The organism is Aeromonas sp. 602396 (assembly GCF_049173735.1).
GTDB classification, from domain to species: domain Bacteria; phylum Pseudomonadota; class Gammaproteobacteria; order Enterobacterales; family Aeromonadaceae; genus Aeromonas; species Aeromonas veronii_A.
In genome coordinates this window covers 19617-36211 of sequence record NZ_JAAKSD010000005.1, presented here as the reverse complement: position 1 = coordinate 36211, position 16595 = coordinate 19617, and the positions used below count along the sequence as shown (strand labels likewise).

The 16595-nt window shown below is 57.2% G+C and carries 12 protein-coding genes and 1 pseudogene; 6 read left to right on the top strand and 7 right to left on the bottom strand.

Annotated features, from left to right (window positions below; translation table 11 throughout):
• Window positions 1–20: 20 nt before the first annotated feature.
• Entirely contained in the window at window positions 21–326 is a 306-nt protein-coding gene (locus tag G5229_RS08240; protein ID WP_064341853.1) for a PTS sugar transporter subunit IIB, read from the bottom strand.
• Between the two features lie 86 nt (window positions 327–412).
• On the opposite strand from G5229_RS08240, the gene G5229_RS08235 reads away from it, so the two are divergent.
• Entirely contained in the window at window positions 413–634 is a 222-nt protein-coding gene (locus tag G5229_RS08235) for a hypothetical protein (protein ID WP_158651144.1), read from the top strand.
• A 619-nt stretch (window positions 635–1253) separates the two neighbouring features.
• On the opposite strand, the gene G5229_RS08230 is transcribed toward G5229_RS08235, so the two are convergent.
• A complete protein-coding gene (locus G5229_RS08230) occupies window positions 1254–3605 on the bottom strand; it encodes a glycoside hydrolase family 9 protein (protein ID WP_235634701.1) in 2352 nt (783 codons plus the stop codon).
• Window positions 3606–4272: 667 nt separating this feature from the next.
• Here G5229_RS08230 and G5229_RS08225 point away from each other — a divergent pair.
• The 3 genes from G5229_RS08225 to G5229_RS08215 all read left to right on the top strand — a co-directional run bounded on the left by G5229_RS08225 (window position 4273) and on the right by G5229_RS08215 (window position 10399).
• Entirely contained in the window at window positions 4273–6993 is a 2721-nt protein-coding gene (locus G5229_RS08225) for a glycoside hydrolase family 3 protein (protein ID WP_235634699.1), read from the top strand.
• A 93-nt stretch (window positions 6994–7086) separates the two neighbouring features.
• The gene (locus tag G5229_RS08220) at window positions 7087–9060 is read left to right on the top strand and encodes a methyl-accepting chemotaxis protein (protein WP_158651143.1); all 1974 of its coding nucleotides are present in this window, start codon (window positions 7087–7089) and stop codon (window positions 9058–9060) included.
• A 10-nt stretch (window positions 9061–9070) separates the two neighbouring features.
• On the top strand, window positions 9071–10399 hold the full coding sequence (locus G5229_RS08215) for an ABC transporter substrate-binding protein (protein WP_270803844.1): 1329 nt from the start codon (window positions 9071–9073) through the stop codon (window positions 10397–10399).
• A 330-nt stretch (window positions 10400–10729) separates the two neighbouring features.
• Here G5229_RS08215 and G5229_RS08210 read toward each other — a convergent pair whose 3' ends face one another.
• The 4 genes from G5229_RS08210 to G5229_RS08195 all read right to left on the bottom strand — a co-directional run bounded on the left by G5229_RS08210 (window position 10730) and on the right by G5229_RS08195 (window position 15343).
• Entirely contained in the window at window positions 10730–11752 is a 1023-nt protein-coding gene (locus tag G5229_RS08210) for a LacI family DNA-binding transcriptional regulator (RefSeq protein WP_042084009.1), read from the bottom strand.
• A gap of 141 nt (window positions 11753–11893) precedes the next feature.
• A complete protein-coding gene (locus tag G5229_RS08205; RefSeq protein ID WP_100654520.1) occupies window positions 11894–12763 on the bottom strand; it encodes a MalM family protein in 870 nt (289 codons plus the stop codon).
• A gap of 74 nt (window positions 12764–12837) precedes the next feature.
• The gene (locus tag G5229_RS08200) at window positions 12838–14127 is read right to left on the bottom strand and encodes a carbohydrate porin (RefSeq protein ID WP_421208947.1); all 1290 of its coding nucleotides are present in this window, start codon (window positions 14125–14127) and stop codon (window positions 12838–12840) included.
• Between the two features lie 61 nt (window positions 14128–14188).
• Window positions 14189–15343 (bottom strand): putative glycoside hydrolase, encoded by a 1155-nt coding sequence (locus tag G5229_RS08195; protein WP_368216553.1) that lies wholly within the window; start codon window positions 15341–15343, stop codon window positions 14189–14191.
• On the opposite strand from G5229_RS08195, the gene G5229_RS08190 reads away from it, so the two are divergent.
• Window positions 15309–15710, top strand: coding sequence for a hypothetical protein (locus tag G5229_RS08190; protein ID WP_158651142.1), 402 nt, complete (start codon window positions 15309–15311; stop codon window positions 15708–15710). The two genes, G5229_RS08195 and G5229_RS08190, sit on opposite strands and share 35 nt — an antisense overlap.
• Window positions 15711–15845: 135 nt before the next feature.
• On the opposite strand, the gene G5229_RS08185 is transcribed toward G5229_RS08190, so the two are convergent.
• The gene (locus G5229_RS08185; protein WP_158651141.1) at window positions 15846–16049 is read right to left on the bottom strand and encodes a hypothetical protein; all 204 of its coding nucleotides are present in this window, start codon (window positions 16047–16049) and stop codon (window positions 15846–15848) included.
• A 277-nt stretch (window positions 16050–16326) separates the two neighbouring features.
• Here G5229_RS08185 and G5229_RS08180 point away from each other — a divergent pair.
• Window positions 16327–16587, top strand: a pseudogene (locus G5229_RS08180) (transposase); the annotation flags it as partial.
• Between the last annotated feature and the right edge of the window lie 8 nt (window positions 16588–16595).

Below are 16595 nucleotides of genomic sequence, written 5' to 3'. Positions count from 1 at the left end.
GTCCTTCCTTGTGAGCACGCTTAACCAATCAGGGACAGGGCGTAGTCCAGCACCTTGTCACCGCGCTGCATGCCGTAATCCATCATGTCGATGGGTTGTACCTTGACACCATGAACGGCTGCCTTGGCTTGTAATTCAGGTTGCATGTACTTGATCTGTGGCCCTAGCAAGACCACCTGGTAGAGCGGCATCTGATCATCGAACTCTGATGCGCCAAAAGCCTTGATCTCGGCAGCCAAGCCGCGTTTATCGGCTTCGATCACCATCTTCTTCACCAGCAGACTGGTGGACATCCCGGCAGAGCAGCACAGCATAATTTTTTTCATGATGATTCCTCAGTTATTAAATTGAACTCACTATAGATCGACCAAATAATTTGGGAAATCGATTTCACGTTTGGGGTTTTGTAATTGTGATGCTGATCACTTGCTGGGTTGTGCTTGTGCGCATTTTTGATTATCAATCCTTTGAAAATAAAGTGTTTTTTGTTTGTATGGTTATTGGTTTAATCTGGTTGTTGTTGGGTTTTGTCTTTGAAATATCGATTTCATGTCTGTTGGTGTTTTATGCCAACCCAACACCTGCTGGGCAGGCCCCACAAGATGCAGAGCGTACTCTTCCCGCGGTGCATTGATGTTGAAAGCCCCAACAGATACCCGCCTCCATGATGTCCTGTGCTTTACCGCGCTCTGCTGATTGTTACTCCGCCCTGATGGCAGGTCCCGTCATGGCCTAGGGGCCTTTTCTGGAGCATGTTGGGGATAGGGGACCTTCAGATGTGGGATGGTTGCAAGATTTCATTGCAGAAGCTCGCAGACCTAGGGCAAAGCCCTGCTCCGATGGAGGCGTTGACCTAACCTTGCCGTAAGCCCGAAGGGATGATGACAGTATCGACTTCAGGTTCTGGCACGGGCTCATCTACCGGTATGTAGCACTGTATTGCATCGCAGGAGAGATTGCTCTGAGCGGCTGCCGTATTGCGTCAGCAGGCCTAATGGCACGGTATAACGGTAGAAAATCAGCTGCGCCCAAAGGTGGATGAGAGGCACTCAGGAGGCATAACTTTGTCGTAAAGGCTGTGTGGTGGATAAGGGAGGGACGCAAGAGTTTGCGGGGCCACTTATCTATTCGCCCTGTGGCGTTTGCATTGATGGGAAATTGGGAAAAAGATAGACACAGGCCCGATATCTGCATAAGGACAAGGTCGGGAGGGGAAAATGCTCCGCCATGGTGACGGAGCATCGGGAGCGCACTTAACGGGTTAATCCGCCTTCATCCAGCACGCTGACAGCCCAGAAGAAGGGAGCATTCCAGTTGATGGTAACTTCGTTCAGGGTCCAGGCTCCTATCTCGTCTTTCCAGCAGGTCTGGCCGGTGCACTTCCCTTTCATAGTGGATGCAACGGGATCGCTGAAGTTGATGGAGTTGGGGCCTCCAGACATCACTCCAGGGGGAACCAGGGGAGACACGGGATCGACTGGATGTGCCCAGAACCTGTGGTGCGGATTTTTCAGAGGGCGACTGCCGTAGCCGGAGACATAGGACTGGTCGAGGGGGTTGCGGCCCAGCACATAGTCCATGGCATCGGACATGGCCTGCAGGTATTTGCGCTCCCCCGTGAAGTCATGGGCCAACCCGAGGAAGATGCTGCGGTTCATCAGGTTGGAGTTGGAGCCCCAGGGGTATTCGGTAGCCTGATAGGGGATAAGGTAACCCTCTGTCGCCACGCTCTTTTGGTAGCCGTCAGCTGCGGCGATGATAGCGGCGCGCGCCTTCTCCACTTCCTGTTTGCCCAGTTTGTTAGGCGCCATGGCCAGCGTGATGGTCCCTGCGCTGCTGAGATCCTGCCAGTAGAGATCACCGCTTGCGCTGCGATCCCCCTTGGGGGCGGCCAGATAGAGAGGGGACTGCTGGACGGCCTGCTTGTACTCGGCTTTGCCGGTGGTGGCAAATAGCTCGGCGGCAGCCCAGTAGAATTCGTCCTTCAGGTTGGTGTCATCATAGGGACCGGATCCCACAAAGTTGTCATAGGCATAGATGTCCGGATGGCGGTTGGCCGCCTTCCAGGCTCGTTCGGCTGCCTGCAGGCTGCGCTGTGCGAAGGCCGGATCCAGATCTTTCCATACGCGAGCAGACTGGGCGGCGGTGGCAGCCAGGTTCAGGGTCGCAGCCGTGCTGGGGTGGCTCAGGAAACGGGGCTGTGGATCCTTGTGGGGCGGGAGCGGCATCCCGGTCCAGGCTTCATCGGCGACCTTGTGGAAGACCATGCCTGAGGCATCGATCTCGGTCAGTTTCAGGCTGTCGAGCTGCTTGGATTGATCTCCTACCGGTACCCAGGCCTTCTTGCCTTCGGGTACCTGCATGGCGAGGAAGAACTCCATCATCCAGCGGGATTCGTCCAGCAGATCGTTGTGGCCGTTGTGCTGCTCCGGGATTTTAGCCTTGCCGTCGGCAAAGGCGCTCTTGTCACCCTCTTTCGCCAGTTGCTCTCGCTCATAGAGGTTCATCAAGGTCCATACCGAAATGCCGCCGTTGACCACGTACTTGCCCTGATCGCCAGCGTCGTACCAGCCGCCGGTCACATCCAGCGTGAAGTCACAACCTGGCCACTGGTTGCCCTTGGCATCCTGTTTGTTGAAGCAGGTCACTTTCTCGGGCTTGTGTCCTGCCGGGCGAGCGAGATCGGGGCGCTGGACATATTTGGCCTCGATGTCGATGCCGCTACGCTGCTGATAGAAGAAGGAGAGGGCATCGAATTTCATGGTGTGATAGATGTCATCGCCGATGCTGAACGGATGACTTTTCTGGCCGGCGACCTCCAGTACCAGGCCGGTGCCCGGGGTGGTGACCTGACTGAAGTCGGCAATCTGTACGTTCTCGCCGGATGCGGCATTCAGGCCAAAGGGGGTGGTCTTGCCTTCGGCGATGGCCTCACCCTGGGCATTGCGCAGGGTCCAGGGGAGCGAGTCCTTACTGTCGGTGGCGATGGTCGCACGTTTCAATGCCTTGCTCAGGTAGCCGACTTGGTTGACGCGCACGCTGGCCAGATCAGATTTCTTGACCAGGGATGGACCCGAGAGCGTTGCTTCACCGATGCAGACGGTGGTCGGTGTCTGGGTGCCCATCTGGAGTTGAAACTGGGTCTTCTCGTCCGTGGAGGAGGGCATGAACTGGATGTCGAAAGGTTTGGGTGTGCTGCTGAGGGCGAGGTCCTGCACCATATGGTTGGTGTAGGGGGCGCCATCATGCTGGATCAGGGCCTTGACGTTGATGTCGCTCTTGGCCATGGCAGTGAAATGGAGCTTGTAGGTTTGCCCCTGAACCAGGCCGAGGTTGGACTGTCCCAAGATGACATCCCAAGGATTGGATCCCGACTCGGTGAAGGTGATACAGCCCATCTGGTTCTCGGCGTTCAGGGTACCCCCAGCCGTCCACCAGCCATCGGTTCCTTGGAAGCCCCCGTTGGTTAGCAATTCACCCACAGGTCCGGCAGATGCCGAGGAGGCACCGGAGCCTGATGCCCCTGCGCTGGGCAGGGAACAGCCATGCAAGCCAATGACGCAAGACATGGCAAGCGTCAGGGCACTAAGCCGAGATATTTTCATTGTTACCCCTTTGATCACAGACGGAAATAATGGCGTCGATTTTCGCACTCGCGCTGAAAATGACCGAGTCATCCTGCTACCCGCATTTCACTGTCAAGACTTACATACAACTCTTGAGTGGAAATCGATTTCACGAATTAGGTAATAGTAAAGTTTGTGGCAAATCAAGTTTGCCTTTATGAACTGTGATGTGGGCTACAAATTTTCGTTTATTGATATGTAGATCTACGAGATTTGAATTCTATTGAATCCTTATCATCCTCTCTTTATTTCCCGCCAGTTTAACCAAATGGGTGCCATTCTCGGTAAAATATGCAGTGGCATGAGATGAAGAATACACTATATGTTTATAATTTTATTGCTTTTTCTGTCATGGTGCTTTTCCGTGTGCTCCATCCCCTCCTGGATATTTTGCTGGCGAGAAACAGTCTGATCTTTGTGAGCTACATCACTATTTACTCTCTCGGTGGGATTTTTACCGTGGCAGGGTAAAGATACTGCTGGAAGGGTGAGGAGATTTCTGTTTACCATTAAATATTCTTGCAATCGATTTCATGTTTGGGCTGTTTTTCAAGGCGGACCCCCATGATCGATGCGTCAGGCGATGAATGAGAATATCCGGAGAGTCATAAGGAAAATGCGTAAAACTACAGGTCTCACCAGGTCTATGACCTGCCTATTCGTGGGGTGCGGCATCTGGAGTGCCGGGATGGCGGATGAGCTGTCGACCATGCCCTATTTTGTCACTTGGCCGCAGATCCATAGCGCCATTGCCAAGGACGAGGGGATGGAGCGCCAGATCCAGTCCCTGCTCTCCCGGATGACCCTGGAGGAGAAGGTCGGCCAGATGATCCAGCCCGACTTTCGTGAAGTGACCCCAGAGGAGGTCACTCGCTACAAGATTGGTTCCGTCCTCAACGGGGGTGGCGGTTGGCCAGGCAACAACAAACACGCCTCAGCAGCGGACTGGGCACGCCAGGCCGACACTTACTGGCAAGCGGCGGAAGCGGGCTTTGAGGGCAGGGGCTATCGCATTCCATTCATGTGGGCGACCGATGCGGTGCACGGCCACAACAACGTCTTTGCGGCGACCCTGTTCCCGCACAACATCGGCCTTGGTGCTGCGCGGGATCCGGGGCTCATCTACCGTATCGGCCAGGTGACGGCGCGGGAAGTGGCCGCCACCGGGCTGGACTGGACCTTCGCCCCGACGGTGGCGGTGCCCAGAGATGATCGCTGGGGCCGGACCTATGAGGGCTATTCCGAAGATCCCGCCATCGTTTATCACTATGCTGGCGAGATGGTGCGTGGCCTGCAAGGTTCCGCGACGGATCTACGCGGCCAGCGCCATGTCATCTCGAACGTGAAACACTTCGTGGGGGACGGTGGTACCCTGAACGGGGTCGACCGGGGTCAGAACTTCTATTCGGAAGAGGATCTGCGCAACCTGCACGCGGTGGGCTACTTCTCGGGGCTGGATGCCGGTGCCCAGGTGGTCATGGCTTCGTTCAACAGCTGGCACAACGAGCTCAACCGCGACGTGCTGCCAGAAGACGGGGTTGAGTACAATGGCAAGCTGCACGGCAGCCGCTATCTGCTGACCGACGTGCTCAAGGGCAAGATGGGCTTTGATGGCCTTGTCGTCTCTGATTGGAACGGTCACAGCGAGATCGCCGGTTGTACCATGGGGAGCTGCCTGCCTGCGGTGCTGGCCGGGGTCGACATCTTCATGGTCACGGCGCGCAAGGACTGGATGGAGTTTCGCCAGAGCCTGCTCGATGGCGTGGCGAGCCGGCAGATCCCGATAAGCCGGATCGACGATGCCGTGACGCGTATCCTGCGGGTCAAGATGCGGGCCGGGCTGTGGGAGAAACCCATGCCGTCGGCCCGTGAGCTGGCGGGCAAGCAGGGTGAACTTGGTGCCGTGACGCACAAGGCGCTGGCCCGGGAGGCGGTACGCAAGTCGCTGGTGCTGCTCAAGAACGAGGGCAGGATCCTGCCCCTGAGCCGGCAGAGCCGGGTGCTGGTGGCTGGGAGCGCCGCCAACGATCTGGGCAAGCAGGTGGGGGGCTGGAGCCTGACCTGGCAAGGCAGCGAGAACGGGCGCGGTGATTTCCCCGGTGCCCAGAGCGTGCTGGATGCGGTGACCGCCACCGTCGGTGCGGATCATGTGCAGGTGAGCACGGGATCCGGTGAGCTTACGGGAGCCAAGCCCGATGTCGCCATCCTGGTCATGGGGGAGGATCCCTATGCCGAGTGGTTCGGCGACATTCCTGACAACAAGACCCTTGCCTATGGGGATCTCAAGAGCAGCTATCACGAGGATCTGTTGACCCTCAAGCGGCTGAAGGCGGCCGGCATCCCCGTGGTGACCGTGCTTTTCTCCGGACGTCCGCTCTACGTCAATGAGGAGCTCAATCTCTCTTCCGCCTTTGTCGCCGCCTGGCTGCCGGGCACCGAGGGGGAGGGGATCACCGATCTGCTGTTCAGGGATGCCAAGGGCAAGGTGGCCCATGACTTCCAGGGACGCCTCTCCTTCTCGTGGCCCTTTAGCAAGTGCGCCACCACCATCAATCGCACGCCCACCCATATCCCGGGCTGGCAGCGCCCAGCCTTCGAGCAGGATCCTGCGGGTGAGTACGCACCGCTCTTCCCCTATGGCTACGGGCTCAGCTACGGCAAGCCTTCCCCTGTGGCGGCCCGGGTCAGCAACCTCAATACCCTGACCCTGGATAAACGTACCTTCGGCTGCAACGAGAGCGACCCCGCCAAACTGAGCGCCGCTGACAAGGTGCTCGAGCTGTTCGGGCCAAAGGCGGGTGAAGAACACCGTCTGCGCATGGGGGACGCCAGCAACTGGACGGGGACTGAAGTCTCCGGCAACAGCGTGACCGAGATGACCTTCATCAAGGTTCAGCCCATCGACTACCTGCGCCAGCAGGATGCGCGAGCGGTCACCTTCCTCGGGGCGGACAAGCCGGGTATCGACTCCGGGGCCACGATCCAGTTGCAGACCACCCAGGTCAAGGGGGCGGATCGTCGCACCTACCTGAAGGGCGAGAGCGAGCTGCAGGTGACGCTGCGGGTGCAGCAGGCGCCAGCGGGGGACATGACGCTGGGACTGCAGTGTGGCTGGCCCTGCGGCAAGTCCATCGAGATTGCTCCGGCCTTGCGCCAGTTGCCCCCGCAGAAGTGGGTGACCCTGAGTCTGCCCCTGCGCTGCCTCGAAGAGGGCATGGACTTCGCGAAGGTCAATACCCCCTTCATCCTGGGCACCAGTGGACAGGCACGCATCGACATGGCGACCGTACGCTGGGTACCGGCTTCTCTGCTGGGGGCCTCAGGGGAAGTGGTCAGGCTCGATTGCCAGGGCAGGTTGAGTCGATAAGCCGTCAGCCAGATGCACCAGGATGCCTGTCGGGCTCCTGGTGCCTTGATAACCGGCTCCGCCCCGATGCGGAGGGAGAGGTGGGAGAGAAGGATGTCGATCGTACAGCGGATCAGATTGGGCTTTACGCTGCTGCTGGTCCTGTTGCTATTGCTCGGGGCCATCAGTTACCTGAAGACGACCTCCATTCACGGTCGTTTCCAGCAGGTAACCGAGGAGGCGACGCCTCAGGCCCTGACCGCCAGCCGGCTGCGCGCCGCATTGCTGATGGCTGACAGGGACAGCCTGGCGCATCTCGCCATCCGGGAGACGTCGGCGTTCCCCGAGTCCCGTCAGCGTGTTGCCCATGACAAGGTCCGCTATGAGCAGCACATCAAGGCATTCGCGGCCCTGACACTCGATACCGAGAGTGAGCGGCAACTCGCCCGGGTCACCGACCAGGCCCCCCGGCTGTTTACCATCTCTGAGCAGTTGATGAGCCTGCACGAAGAGTCGGTCGAGCTGGAGCGGGTGCTCGCACGAATGCGGAGCGAGCTGCTGCACCTGGACGACAACTACCGTTCGGCGGCGGACTTGCTGGTGCGTTACACGGCGGGGCGGCGCTCTTTGCAGAACAAGGCGGAGCTCATCACCAGCGGTATTGCACGGGATCTCAAGCTGATCCTGCGTGCCGACGGCAACACGGATCTGGTGGCGCTACAGGGGGTGCTGGCCAAAGACATCGACATTGCGAACCAGCGTCTGGAGCGGATTGTTGTCCCCGATGACGTCAAGGCCAGGTTCACCCGCCATGTGGCGCGCATTCCCCAGCTGGTATTTGGCGACAAGGGGCTGATTGCCACCCTGGTGCGCCGTCAGCAAATCAGCCAGCAACTCCATGGCTTGCGTGAACAGCAGGAGGCGCAGAGCCAGCAACTGGGGGAGGTCCTGGACAGGCTTATCGCCATCAGCAACCAGAGCATGCAGGAGGACAGGCTGAGTGCCGACGTCGCGGTTGACAGCGCCCGCACCTGGATCGTGATGGTGGCCCTGTGTTCCGTGCTCATCGCCCTCATAGTTGCCTGGAGTACGGCCCGCAGCATCCAGGTGCCGCTGGTGCGGATCAATCGGGTTCTCGGTCTGATGGCACAAGGGGACATGACGCTGCGGGTTCGCTACCCCGCCAGGAACGAGCTTGGTGAGGTCGCGAACTCCATCGACCAGCTGGCCCACCGCACCAAGACGCTTATGATGGAGGTCCAGACCGGCTCTGAGTACCTAGTGAGCGAGACGCGCAAGACCGCGGAGATCGGCGAGCAGGTGATGTCGCAGGTACAGGCGCAGAAGGCCCAGACCGATCAGGTGGCGGCCGCCATCTTCGAGCTGGAGACCAGTGCGACCGAAGTGGCGCGCTCGAGCGATCATGTTCGTCGGGAGGTGGGGGAGGCCAATGACGAGAGCCGGCGCGGACGTCATCTGATGCAGGCCAATCGGGATGGCGTCGAGCAACTGGCGACCGACATCGCCGGGGCCATGGCGATCACCCGCAAGCTCGAAGGCTACAGCAGCAACATTGGCAACATTCTCGAGGTGATCCGTGGCATGGCTGAACAGACCAACCTGCTGGCCCTCAATGCGGCCATCGAAGCGGCCCGTGCCGGGGAGGCCGGGCGGGGCTTTGCCGTGGTGGCCGAGGAGGTGCGGGCGCTGGCTACCCGTTCACAAGGGGCGACCCAGGAGATCCAGGTGATGATCGACAACCTGCAGGGATGCGCCCGCGATGTGGCGAGCGTGATGGCCCAGAGCCATGAGCAGACCCAGCAGAGTGTGCAGCAGACCCGGGATGTCGAGAGTGCCCTGGCGGGGATCGCCTCGCGCATGGAGGCCATCAAGGAGATTGCGGATCACATGGCTTATGCCGCAGCGGAGCAGATTTCGGTGAGTCAGGGAGTGGCCCAGCACGTGGCGGCCATCGCAGACGTGGCTCACGAGACCGAGCAGGCGTCCCGGGTGTCGGCGAGCAGTGGTGAGGTGTTGTCGGGGCTGGCCAGCCAGCAGCAGAGTCTGGTGGCCCGTTTCAAGGTGTAGGAGAGAGGCGATGTGGAAATCTGTGAGTGCCCTGCTGGTCTGGGGGTTGAGTACGGCGGCGGTATCCCAGGAGCTGGTGCTGGAAACCTGGCGCGTGGATGACGAGGTGCTCTGGAAGGAGCATTTTCTGCCCCGTTTTCAGGCGCTCCATCCCGAGATCACCCTTAAGCTGCAACCGCAGCGTTCGGCCGATTACGATCAGGTACTTGCCGAGCGGCTGGTGGCGGGAAAGGCGGGGGATCTCATCACTTGCCGTCCCTACGATCAGTCCCTGCGACTGTTCCAGCAGGGGTATTTGCTGGATCTGACGGACTTGCCCGGGATGGAGAACTTTCCGAGCTTTGCCAAGGCCGCTTGGCAGACCGACTCCGGGGCCCAGACCTTCTGCCTGCCCATCGCCTCCGTGATCCAGGGGTTCTACTTCAATGTCGACATCTTTAAAACCCTGGGGCTGAGGACACCCCGAACCCGTGCTGACTTCTTCGCCGTGCTGGAGAAGGTTAAGCAGGATGGCCGCTATCTGCCGCTTGCGCTGGCGGCCCACGACAGTTGGGTGGTCTCCGAGCTTGGCTACCAGAATATCGGCCCCAACTACTGGCATGGGGAAGATGGACGCCTAGCGTTGATCAACGGCCAGGCGCGAGTGACCGATGCCCCTTATATGGCGACGTTTCGTGAGCTGGCGAGCTGGCGGCCTTACATAGGGGACCATCCGGCCGATACAACCGAGGCTCAGGCGGTGGATGCCTTTGCCTCCGGTAAGGCCGCCATGATAGTGGCGGGTTCCTGGTCCTTGGCCCAGTTTACCGGCAAGGTCAATTTTGGTGCCTTCCCGCCCCCCGTCGCGCAGGAAGGTGACACCTGCTACTTCACCGATCACACTGACATGGGGATCGGCATCAATGCAGCCAGCCCCAACAAGGAGGCTGCCCTGAAACTGGTGGAGTGGATGGCGAGTGCGGACTTTGCCGAGAGCTTCTCCAACTCGGTACCGGGTTTCTTTTCCCTTTCCAATCACTTCTTCGAGCTCAAGGATCCGGTGGCTAGCACCATGATGGGCTGGCGTGATACCTGTGACTCTACCCTGCGTCTGGGGGCTCAGTTTCTCACTAGGGGGGAGCCATCGTTCACCACCGAGCTCGCAGAGGTATCGCAATCCGTGGTGCTTGGCACCATGACGCCGGAAGCGGCCGCCGCGCGCATCCAGCAGGGGTTGGCAAGCTGGTATCTCCCCCAGAAGACGGCAAAAAGAGCCCGTCTCTGTGAGGCGGACGAGCATCTTCCCACGCTGGCAACCAGCACAGCTATCGGGACGGAGTCTCCCTTCGCTGCGCCTTGACGGTGGACACGCCCACAGGGCAATCCCCCGCAGCGATCAGCAGACTCTTCAAGGCGCCTTCAGGCGCCTTTTTCCATCAGGGCCGGTTTGTAGGCAGATGTCATCGGGTTGTCATTGCCAGGCTCTGGCTGGTTTTATGGAGCCAGCCGGATTGAGGGGCCGGTAGAAGAGGTGCGCCGGGTTGTGTGTGGAGTCTGTGCTACGTCAGAGAGACAAGGTGGAAGATGCGACAAGGACAAGTCGCTCGCTGGACAGGCGGCTGACAAAAGAAAAACGGCCCGAAGGCCGCTTTGAGCGGATGCTGCGCAGGGAACAACCCCCAGTCGACATTCATCCTTTGTACGGCAGAGTAGTATCACGCACCACAATGCTCAATTCGGGCAGTTCGTCCGAGTTTGGCTCCGTGCCCTCGATCAAACCCAACAGAGTCTTGACCATTTTGACCCCCATCTCGTAGATGGGCTGGCGTACCGTGGTCAATGGCGGGTTGGAATAGGTAGAGAATGGCAGGTCATCAAAACCAATGAGTGAAACATCCTCTGGTACCCTTAAGCCGCACTGCTTGAGCCCCAAAATAGCCCCGTAGCAGGTCTGATCGTTGGCGCAGAATATGGCTGAGAATTTCCGGCCACTCTGCACCAGTTTCTTCACTGCATTCAGGCCACCAGCCTCGGCGAAATCCCCTTGGATGACCAAGGATGGATCATATTCGATTCCCGCGCTGACTAAGGCCTGACGATAACCATGATGACGTTCGATGGCATCGTTTTGATCCGGTAAGCCGACAATGTGGGCTATGTCATGATGACCCAGATCCAATAAATAGCGAGTTGCCATGTAGCCACCCAGCCGATTATTGATGCTGAAGGAATGTACCCGCTCGGTCATGATATTGTGGCCAGTGGCAACAATGGGTATTTGTTGTGAAAACTCGAGCAGCGTTTGTTGATTTACGTGGCCGGTCAAAATAATAAGACCATCGACCCGACGAGCTACCAGCAGGCGCAACCGTTCGACTTCTTCTTCCGCATTCCAGTGACCGCTGACAATCAGCGGCACATACTCCATGCCCTGAAGGGTATGTTCAACACCACGCAACATTTCGTTGGAAAATGGACTCTCTACATGTTGAGTCAATACCCCAAGGGTCATGGATTGACCCGTTTTCAGATATTGTGCCATAAGGTTGGGACGAAAATTCAATTCCTGAATTGCATCTTCAACCGCTTGGCGTTTATCTGCGGCCACTTTGGCCGAGCCGTTTAATATCCGGGATACAGTGCTTGCCGAGACACCGGCTCGTCTGGCGATATCATAGACAGTGGCTTTTTTCTCCTGAGCTGACTTCGACATCCGCCCTCCGTACTCGACTGTGAAAACCCTTGGCTATAACCAATGTTACAAGAATATATTCTCAATAAATCAGAGGCTTAGGATAACCCTTTCCCTTGGTGGTGACAAGCAATGATGCTTTGCCTCAGATTGAGTGGTCCACTACTGCTGGGCGGCAAAAAAAACCTCTCTTGCTTTGGTAAAACCGGCCTGTTCGGCGGCCTTGACCCAGGCGAGAGCCTGCTCGTAGTTTTTGCTCACAACCGCAGTGCGAATATGTTGATAATAATCCAGTTCACCTAGCGCTTTATCTGCGGTGATCATCACGGGCGATATGGTTTTTGCGTTCGGTGTCGCATTTACAGCAGCCTCTGCGTCCAGTGCCAAATATAATCGTCCGGTGGTCGAATGGGGCACTTCCACATTGATGAGACGGGCGACATCCGTGGAGCGATCATATTGCATTGCGCGCTGGAGATCGTCGGGATTGAGCCTGGTGCTGCCTTGCATATCCAGCGTAGTAGAATAGATCACCATATAGGCAGCTCGGACGCTGCCGATGGGGGCCGGAATTGTAAATTCTCCCTGGATGTTCTGTCCTGAAATTAATGAACGGCCGTTATAACTGAAAGTGGAGCTGGGAATGGTTTGAATGGCGTTGTGATTCTCGTCCAGTAACAGGATGCTGGGCAGAAAAATGGTATAGTCGATCGGGATGGTTACTTTGACGCGGGCAGCTTGGGGGAAAGCGGGCAATGAGAAGGCCATCACATAGCTTTTGCCCGAATCGAATGCGTAAACCGGGCTGTCAGTGCCCACATTTACCCAACGGCTTTCTTGCCCGAAGGGCTGGAAGCGAAGATCCTTGAATGCCTCGATCGCCATTTTGCCCGACAATTGTTCTCGGTCATGTTGAAGCTGCTGCTGCAAGTCGGAGGCTGCCGATCTTGGCGGATGCTCCGGGCCTTTACTGACGCACCCGGCCATCAACAGACTGACCAGGAAAGGCAGACACTGTTTCGTTCCCTTCATCGTGTTTCCTCGTATGCAATGCGGGTCCCCCAAGGGACCCGAGATTATAGTGCAAATAAGTATCGCGACCTAACCTACCACCACATGTCCGCCTGCACACCGACTAGGAAATCTTCCCGGTCTTCCTGCCAGGGGGTCTCGTTGTTGTGATCGACATAGGTCGTCAGAATGCGGATCTCCGGTGAGGGCCCCATGCCGGTATTGACAGTGAAGGTCGGCACTATGCTGACCTTGTGAGAGGTGCCACCCCGTTCGACGTTATCGATGAGCAGGTTGTTTTTCACATATCCGACTTCCGTCTGGATGGAGAAGAACTCATTGATCGGGAATACCGGGCGCAGAGATGCGGCATACCAGGAGTCATGGCCACCCAGCTCGTAGTCGTTGTACTGGTAGGAGATGGTCGGCAGCAGATGAATATTGGCGCCATACCAGCCACCCCAGAGGAAGACGCGATAGGATTGATCGCCTTCCATCACCTTGGACTGGTAGGGTTTATAGCCATCCGCCTTGTCCTGCAGTGTCTTCTGATACAGGGAGCCCTTGCGATACATGGCGGTATTGGTCAGGTTGGCCCCCAGCAAGTCGCCTGAACCCAGTCCACGTCCTGCCTGGGCGATGAACTTGGAGAAGCCGCCCGGCATGAAGAAGAAGTCGTCGCGGGAATAAATGACGGTTCCTTCTGCCCCCTTGGTCGCATATTGCTTGTTGTCGCCGGTGAATTCGTTGCTGGGCATCTGCTTGAGTGCGATCTCCATGTCCCAGGCGCCGTAGAGGGCGCTGGTGTGGAGGGTGTGCATGGTGGCTTCAGTGCCATTGGCGCGGTCGGAGTGGCTGGTGTCGTTGCTGTTGATATAGGCAAAGTCCCACTTGCCACCCGCCATCTCCATGGCTTTGATGCCGACGCCGGTCCCCGAGTAGTCCGTGTAGAAATAGTCGGTTGTCCAGATGTAGTTCTCGCGGTCGTAATAGCGCAGACCACCCCACATGGTCCCGGTCGGGGTGATGCCACCCAGCTCCACATAGGTTTCTGACACACCGCTTTCGCGAGGTGCTGCACGGGTTTGCAGGCCATCGGCATCGGACTCCACCTTGAAGTGAATGTTGACCGACTTGTTGTTGCCCAGATCCCACAACTTGTTCAGACCCGCTTCCCAGCTGTTGTCCAGCTCGGAGCCCAGGCGCCCCATAGTCTTGTCCATCTCATATTCGTACCCCGCCTTGGCGAAGTTGTCCTTGGCGTCAAACATTGAACCAGCACGAATATAACCGTGGAAGCCAAAACTCTCGGCGGCATTCGATACGGCGGGCACTGCTAGCCCGTAACATGCCCCGACAAACAAGGCGAGTGACTTCAATTTCATCTTATTGCTCCAATCCGTAGAAAATTATTTTCAATCGATTTCTCGAAGATTCAATGCCTTATCACTTGATCTGCTGGCAGGGCTGATTGCTGTCAAAGTCTGCCGGGATGGCTGTTTTCAGGGCTACGTTGGTGAAGGCGAAGCGCAGACCGGCCATGGAGTCCCAGGCCCCGCTCAGGTAGAGCGCCTTTTGTACTGAGCCTGTGTTGGCCGCCGGAATGAGAGATGCAACCGGCAGGATGCAGCGGTACCAGGTGTCGTCATCGGGCACGATGTTGCTGTCCATGGTAAAGAAGGTGCCAAAGTCTGGGCCTGCGGTACCGTCCATGCGGATCTGGATGTTGGGGGAGTCACCGTAACTGGAGACTTTCAGGTCGAGCAGCATGACGCCGTCCTGATAGGCGGAGAGATCCCCATTGGCGCTGTCGGTCCCGAGGAAGGCGGCGCCATTGCCTGGCAGGTCCATGGTGATGACCTGGTTTTCATCGGTCAGGGTGCCGCCGAAGCTGGCTGCCGGGTAATCAGCGCTGCGGTCTTGGGCCAGGCTCTTGTCACCGGAGTAGTAGAGTGCGGCATCGGTGGCCACCAGCGCGGGGGCATTGTTGACGCCGGAGCCTGTGTCTGGATTGGTGTCAGGATCGGTTCCAGGGTCGGTAGCGCCGCCAGGCGCTTCACAGGTGACCGGGTCGACAACGGGCTTGGCTGAGGTGGTGAGCAGGTACTTGATGTTGGTGATTTCGTAGTTGAAGGCTTCCTTGGTGGCCAGGTGGAACGGTGTGCCCACAGTGGCGAGGTTGACGGCCTTGGCACCGGGGAAGGGCTTCATGCAGTTGATGGGCAGAGTGAGCGTTTCCCAGTTGCCGGAACCGGTCAGGGCGCTTGCAATGGGCAGGCTGCTGCGGTTGGGATACTCGTTGTCGATGGAGGCATTGAGCACTTCCGGCACCTTGCTCTTGGTTCGCAGCTGGAACTCGATGAAACCGGAAGCGTATTTGTTCAGGTTCAGAGGGGTGGCGGATTTGAGCATAAAGGTGCCATCTCCGTCACCGGCTACCTGCACATCGGCTGTGTCATCGGTACCAGCATTGTTGATGAGCACAGCACTGATGCTGGTCATGGCGACAGGAGTAGACGTGACTGGCTGCAGGTTCCAGTTATCCTTCTCCGACTGAATATTGGGGGTGACTTTTGCGTTCGCTCCAACACCAAACAGCAACAATACGCCATCTTCACCGCCTGGAGGTGTTTCACCAGGAAGCGTTTCACCCGGATGGGTTTCACTGCCGTTGCTAGAAGAAATGTTCTCTTCACCGCCACATCCACCGAGCAAGGCTGCGGCGATCAATGTTGCTAAAAGTCCTTTTTTTGTTGCATTCATACTGACCACTCCAATCAATGGGAAAATGTCCATCACGATGAATTGTCGAGACTCAAACTGCCACCATGCAATCGATGCCAAGGCAAATCACACTGCGCCCATTTTCTTGAAATCGATTTCCAAAGCAATGCTTATCCACCGTAATTATCAAAGTTTGTGTGGTATATCACAAAACAACTTCTATTCATTTTTGGCTGGACGTTGATGATTACTTGCCTCCTTTGCCTTTAATCTTTTTGCTTTTGATTTTCTTGTGTTTTTTTTGTATTTTTTTTGGGGGAGGGGGTCAGTGTTGTTTCGGTGTTAATATGGAACGTAATTCTAAGTTTTCATGGTGTTTTTACGGTTTTGGTTTTTTGATTTCGATTTCATGCGTGGTATTCAATAAGGCGGGGCTTGGCATCGGTCCTAAACGTAAATTTTCCTTTGCTCGTTTCTGATAGGCAATTTGGTTGGCGATGCTCAACAGATCCTCTTCGTTAACCAAATCCGTGATCAGATTGGTGCCGGGGAGCACCCCGCCAATAAGCTTGTAATGCTGCATGATGGTGCTACATATGCCATCACCCATCACCCATCACCCATCACCCATCACCCATCACCCATCACCCATCACCCATCACCGGCGCGTTAGGCGCGACAAGGGAGGCGAGGTGTTTGGTTAATAGGTTGGTAAATGTGGCGGTTGCAGGATTGGCTGGCGGTGTTTAGGCCGCAATGGTGTGAGTGGTGTAGTCGTGCAACGGGACGTGGTGTAGTGGTCTAATTATCCCGGACACCATTTTAGGTGGTACAGTCGCCACCATGACCTGAGGTGTTCAATGACAAGATTACGTCGCTCATTTACTGCCGAATTCAAACTCGAAGCCGCATCCCTGGTGCTCGACCAGGGATATTCAGTCCCCGAAGCAAGCCGTTCACTGGATGTCGGTGAAACCGTGCTTCGTCGCTGGGTTCAGCAACTGCAATCCGAACGAACTGGCACAACCCCAATCGGCAAAGCACTGACTCCGGAGCAGCAAAAAATTCAGGAGCTGGAAGCCCGTATCAACCGGCTCGAACGTGAAAAGGACATTCTAAAAATGTATGG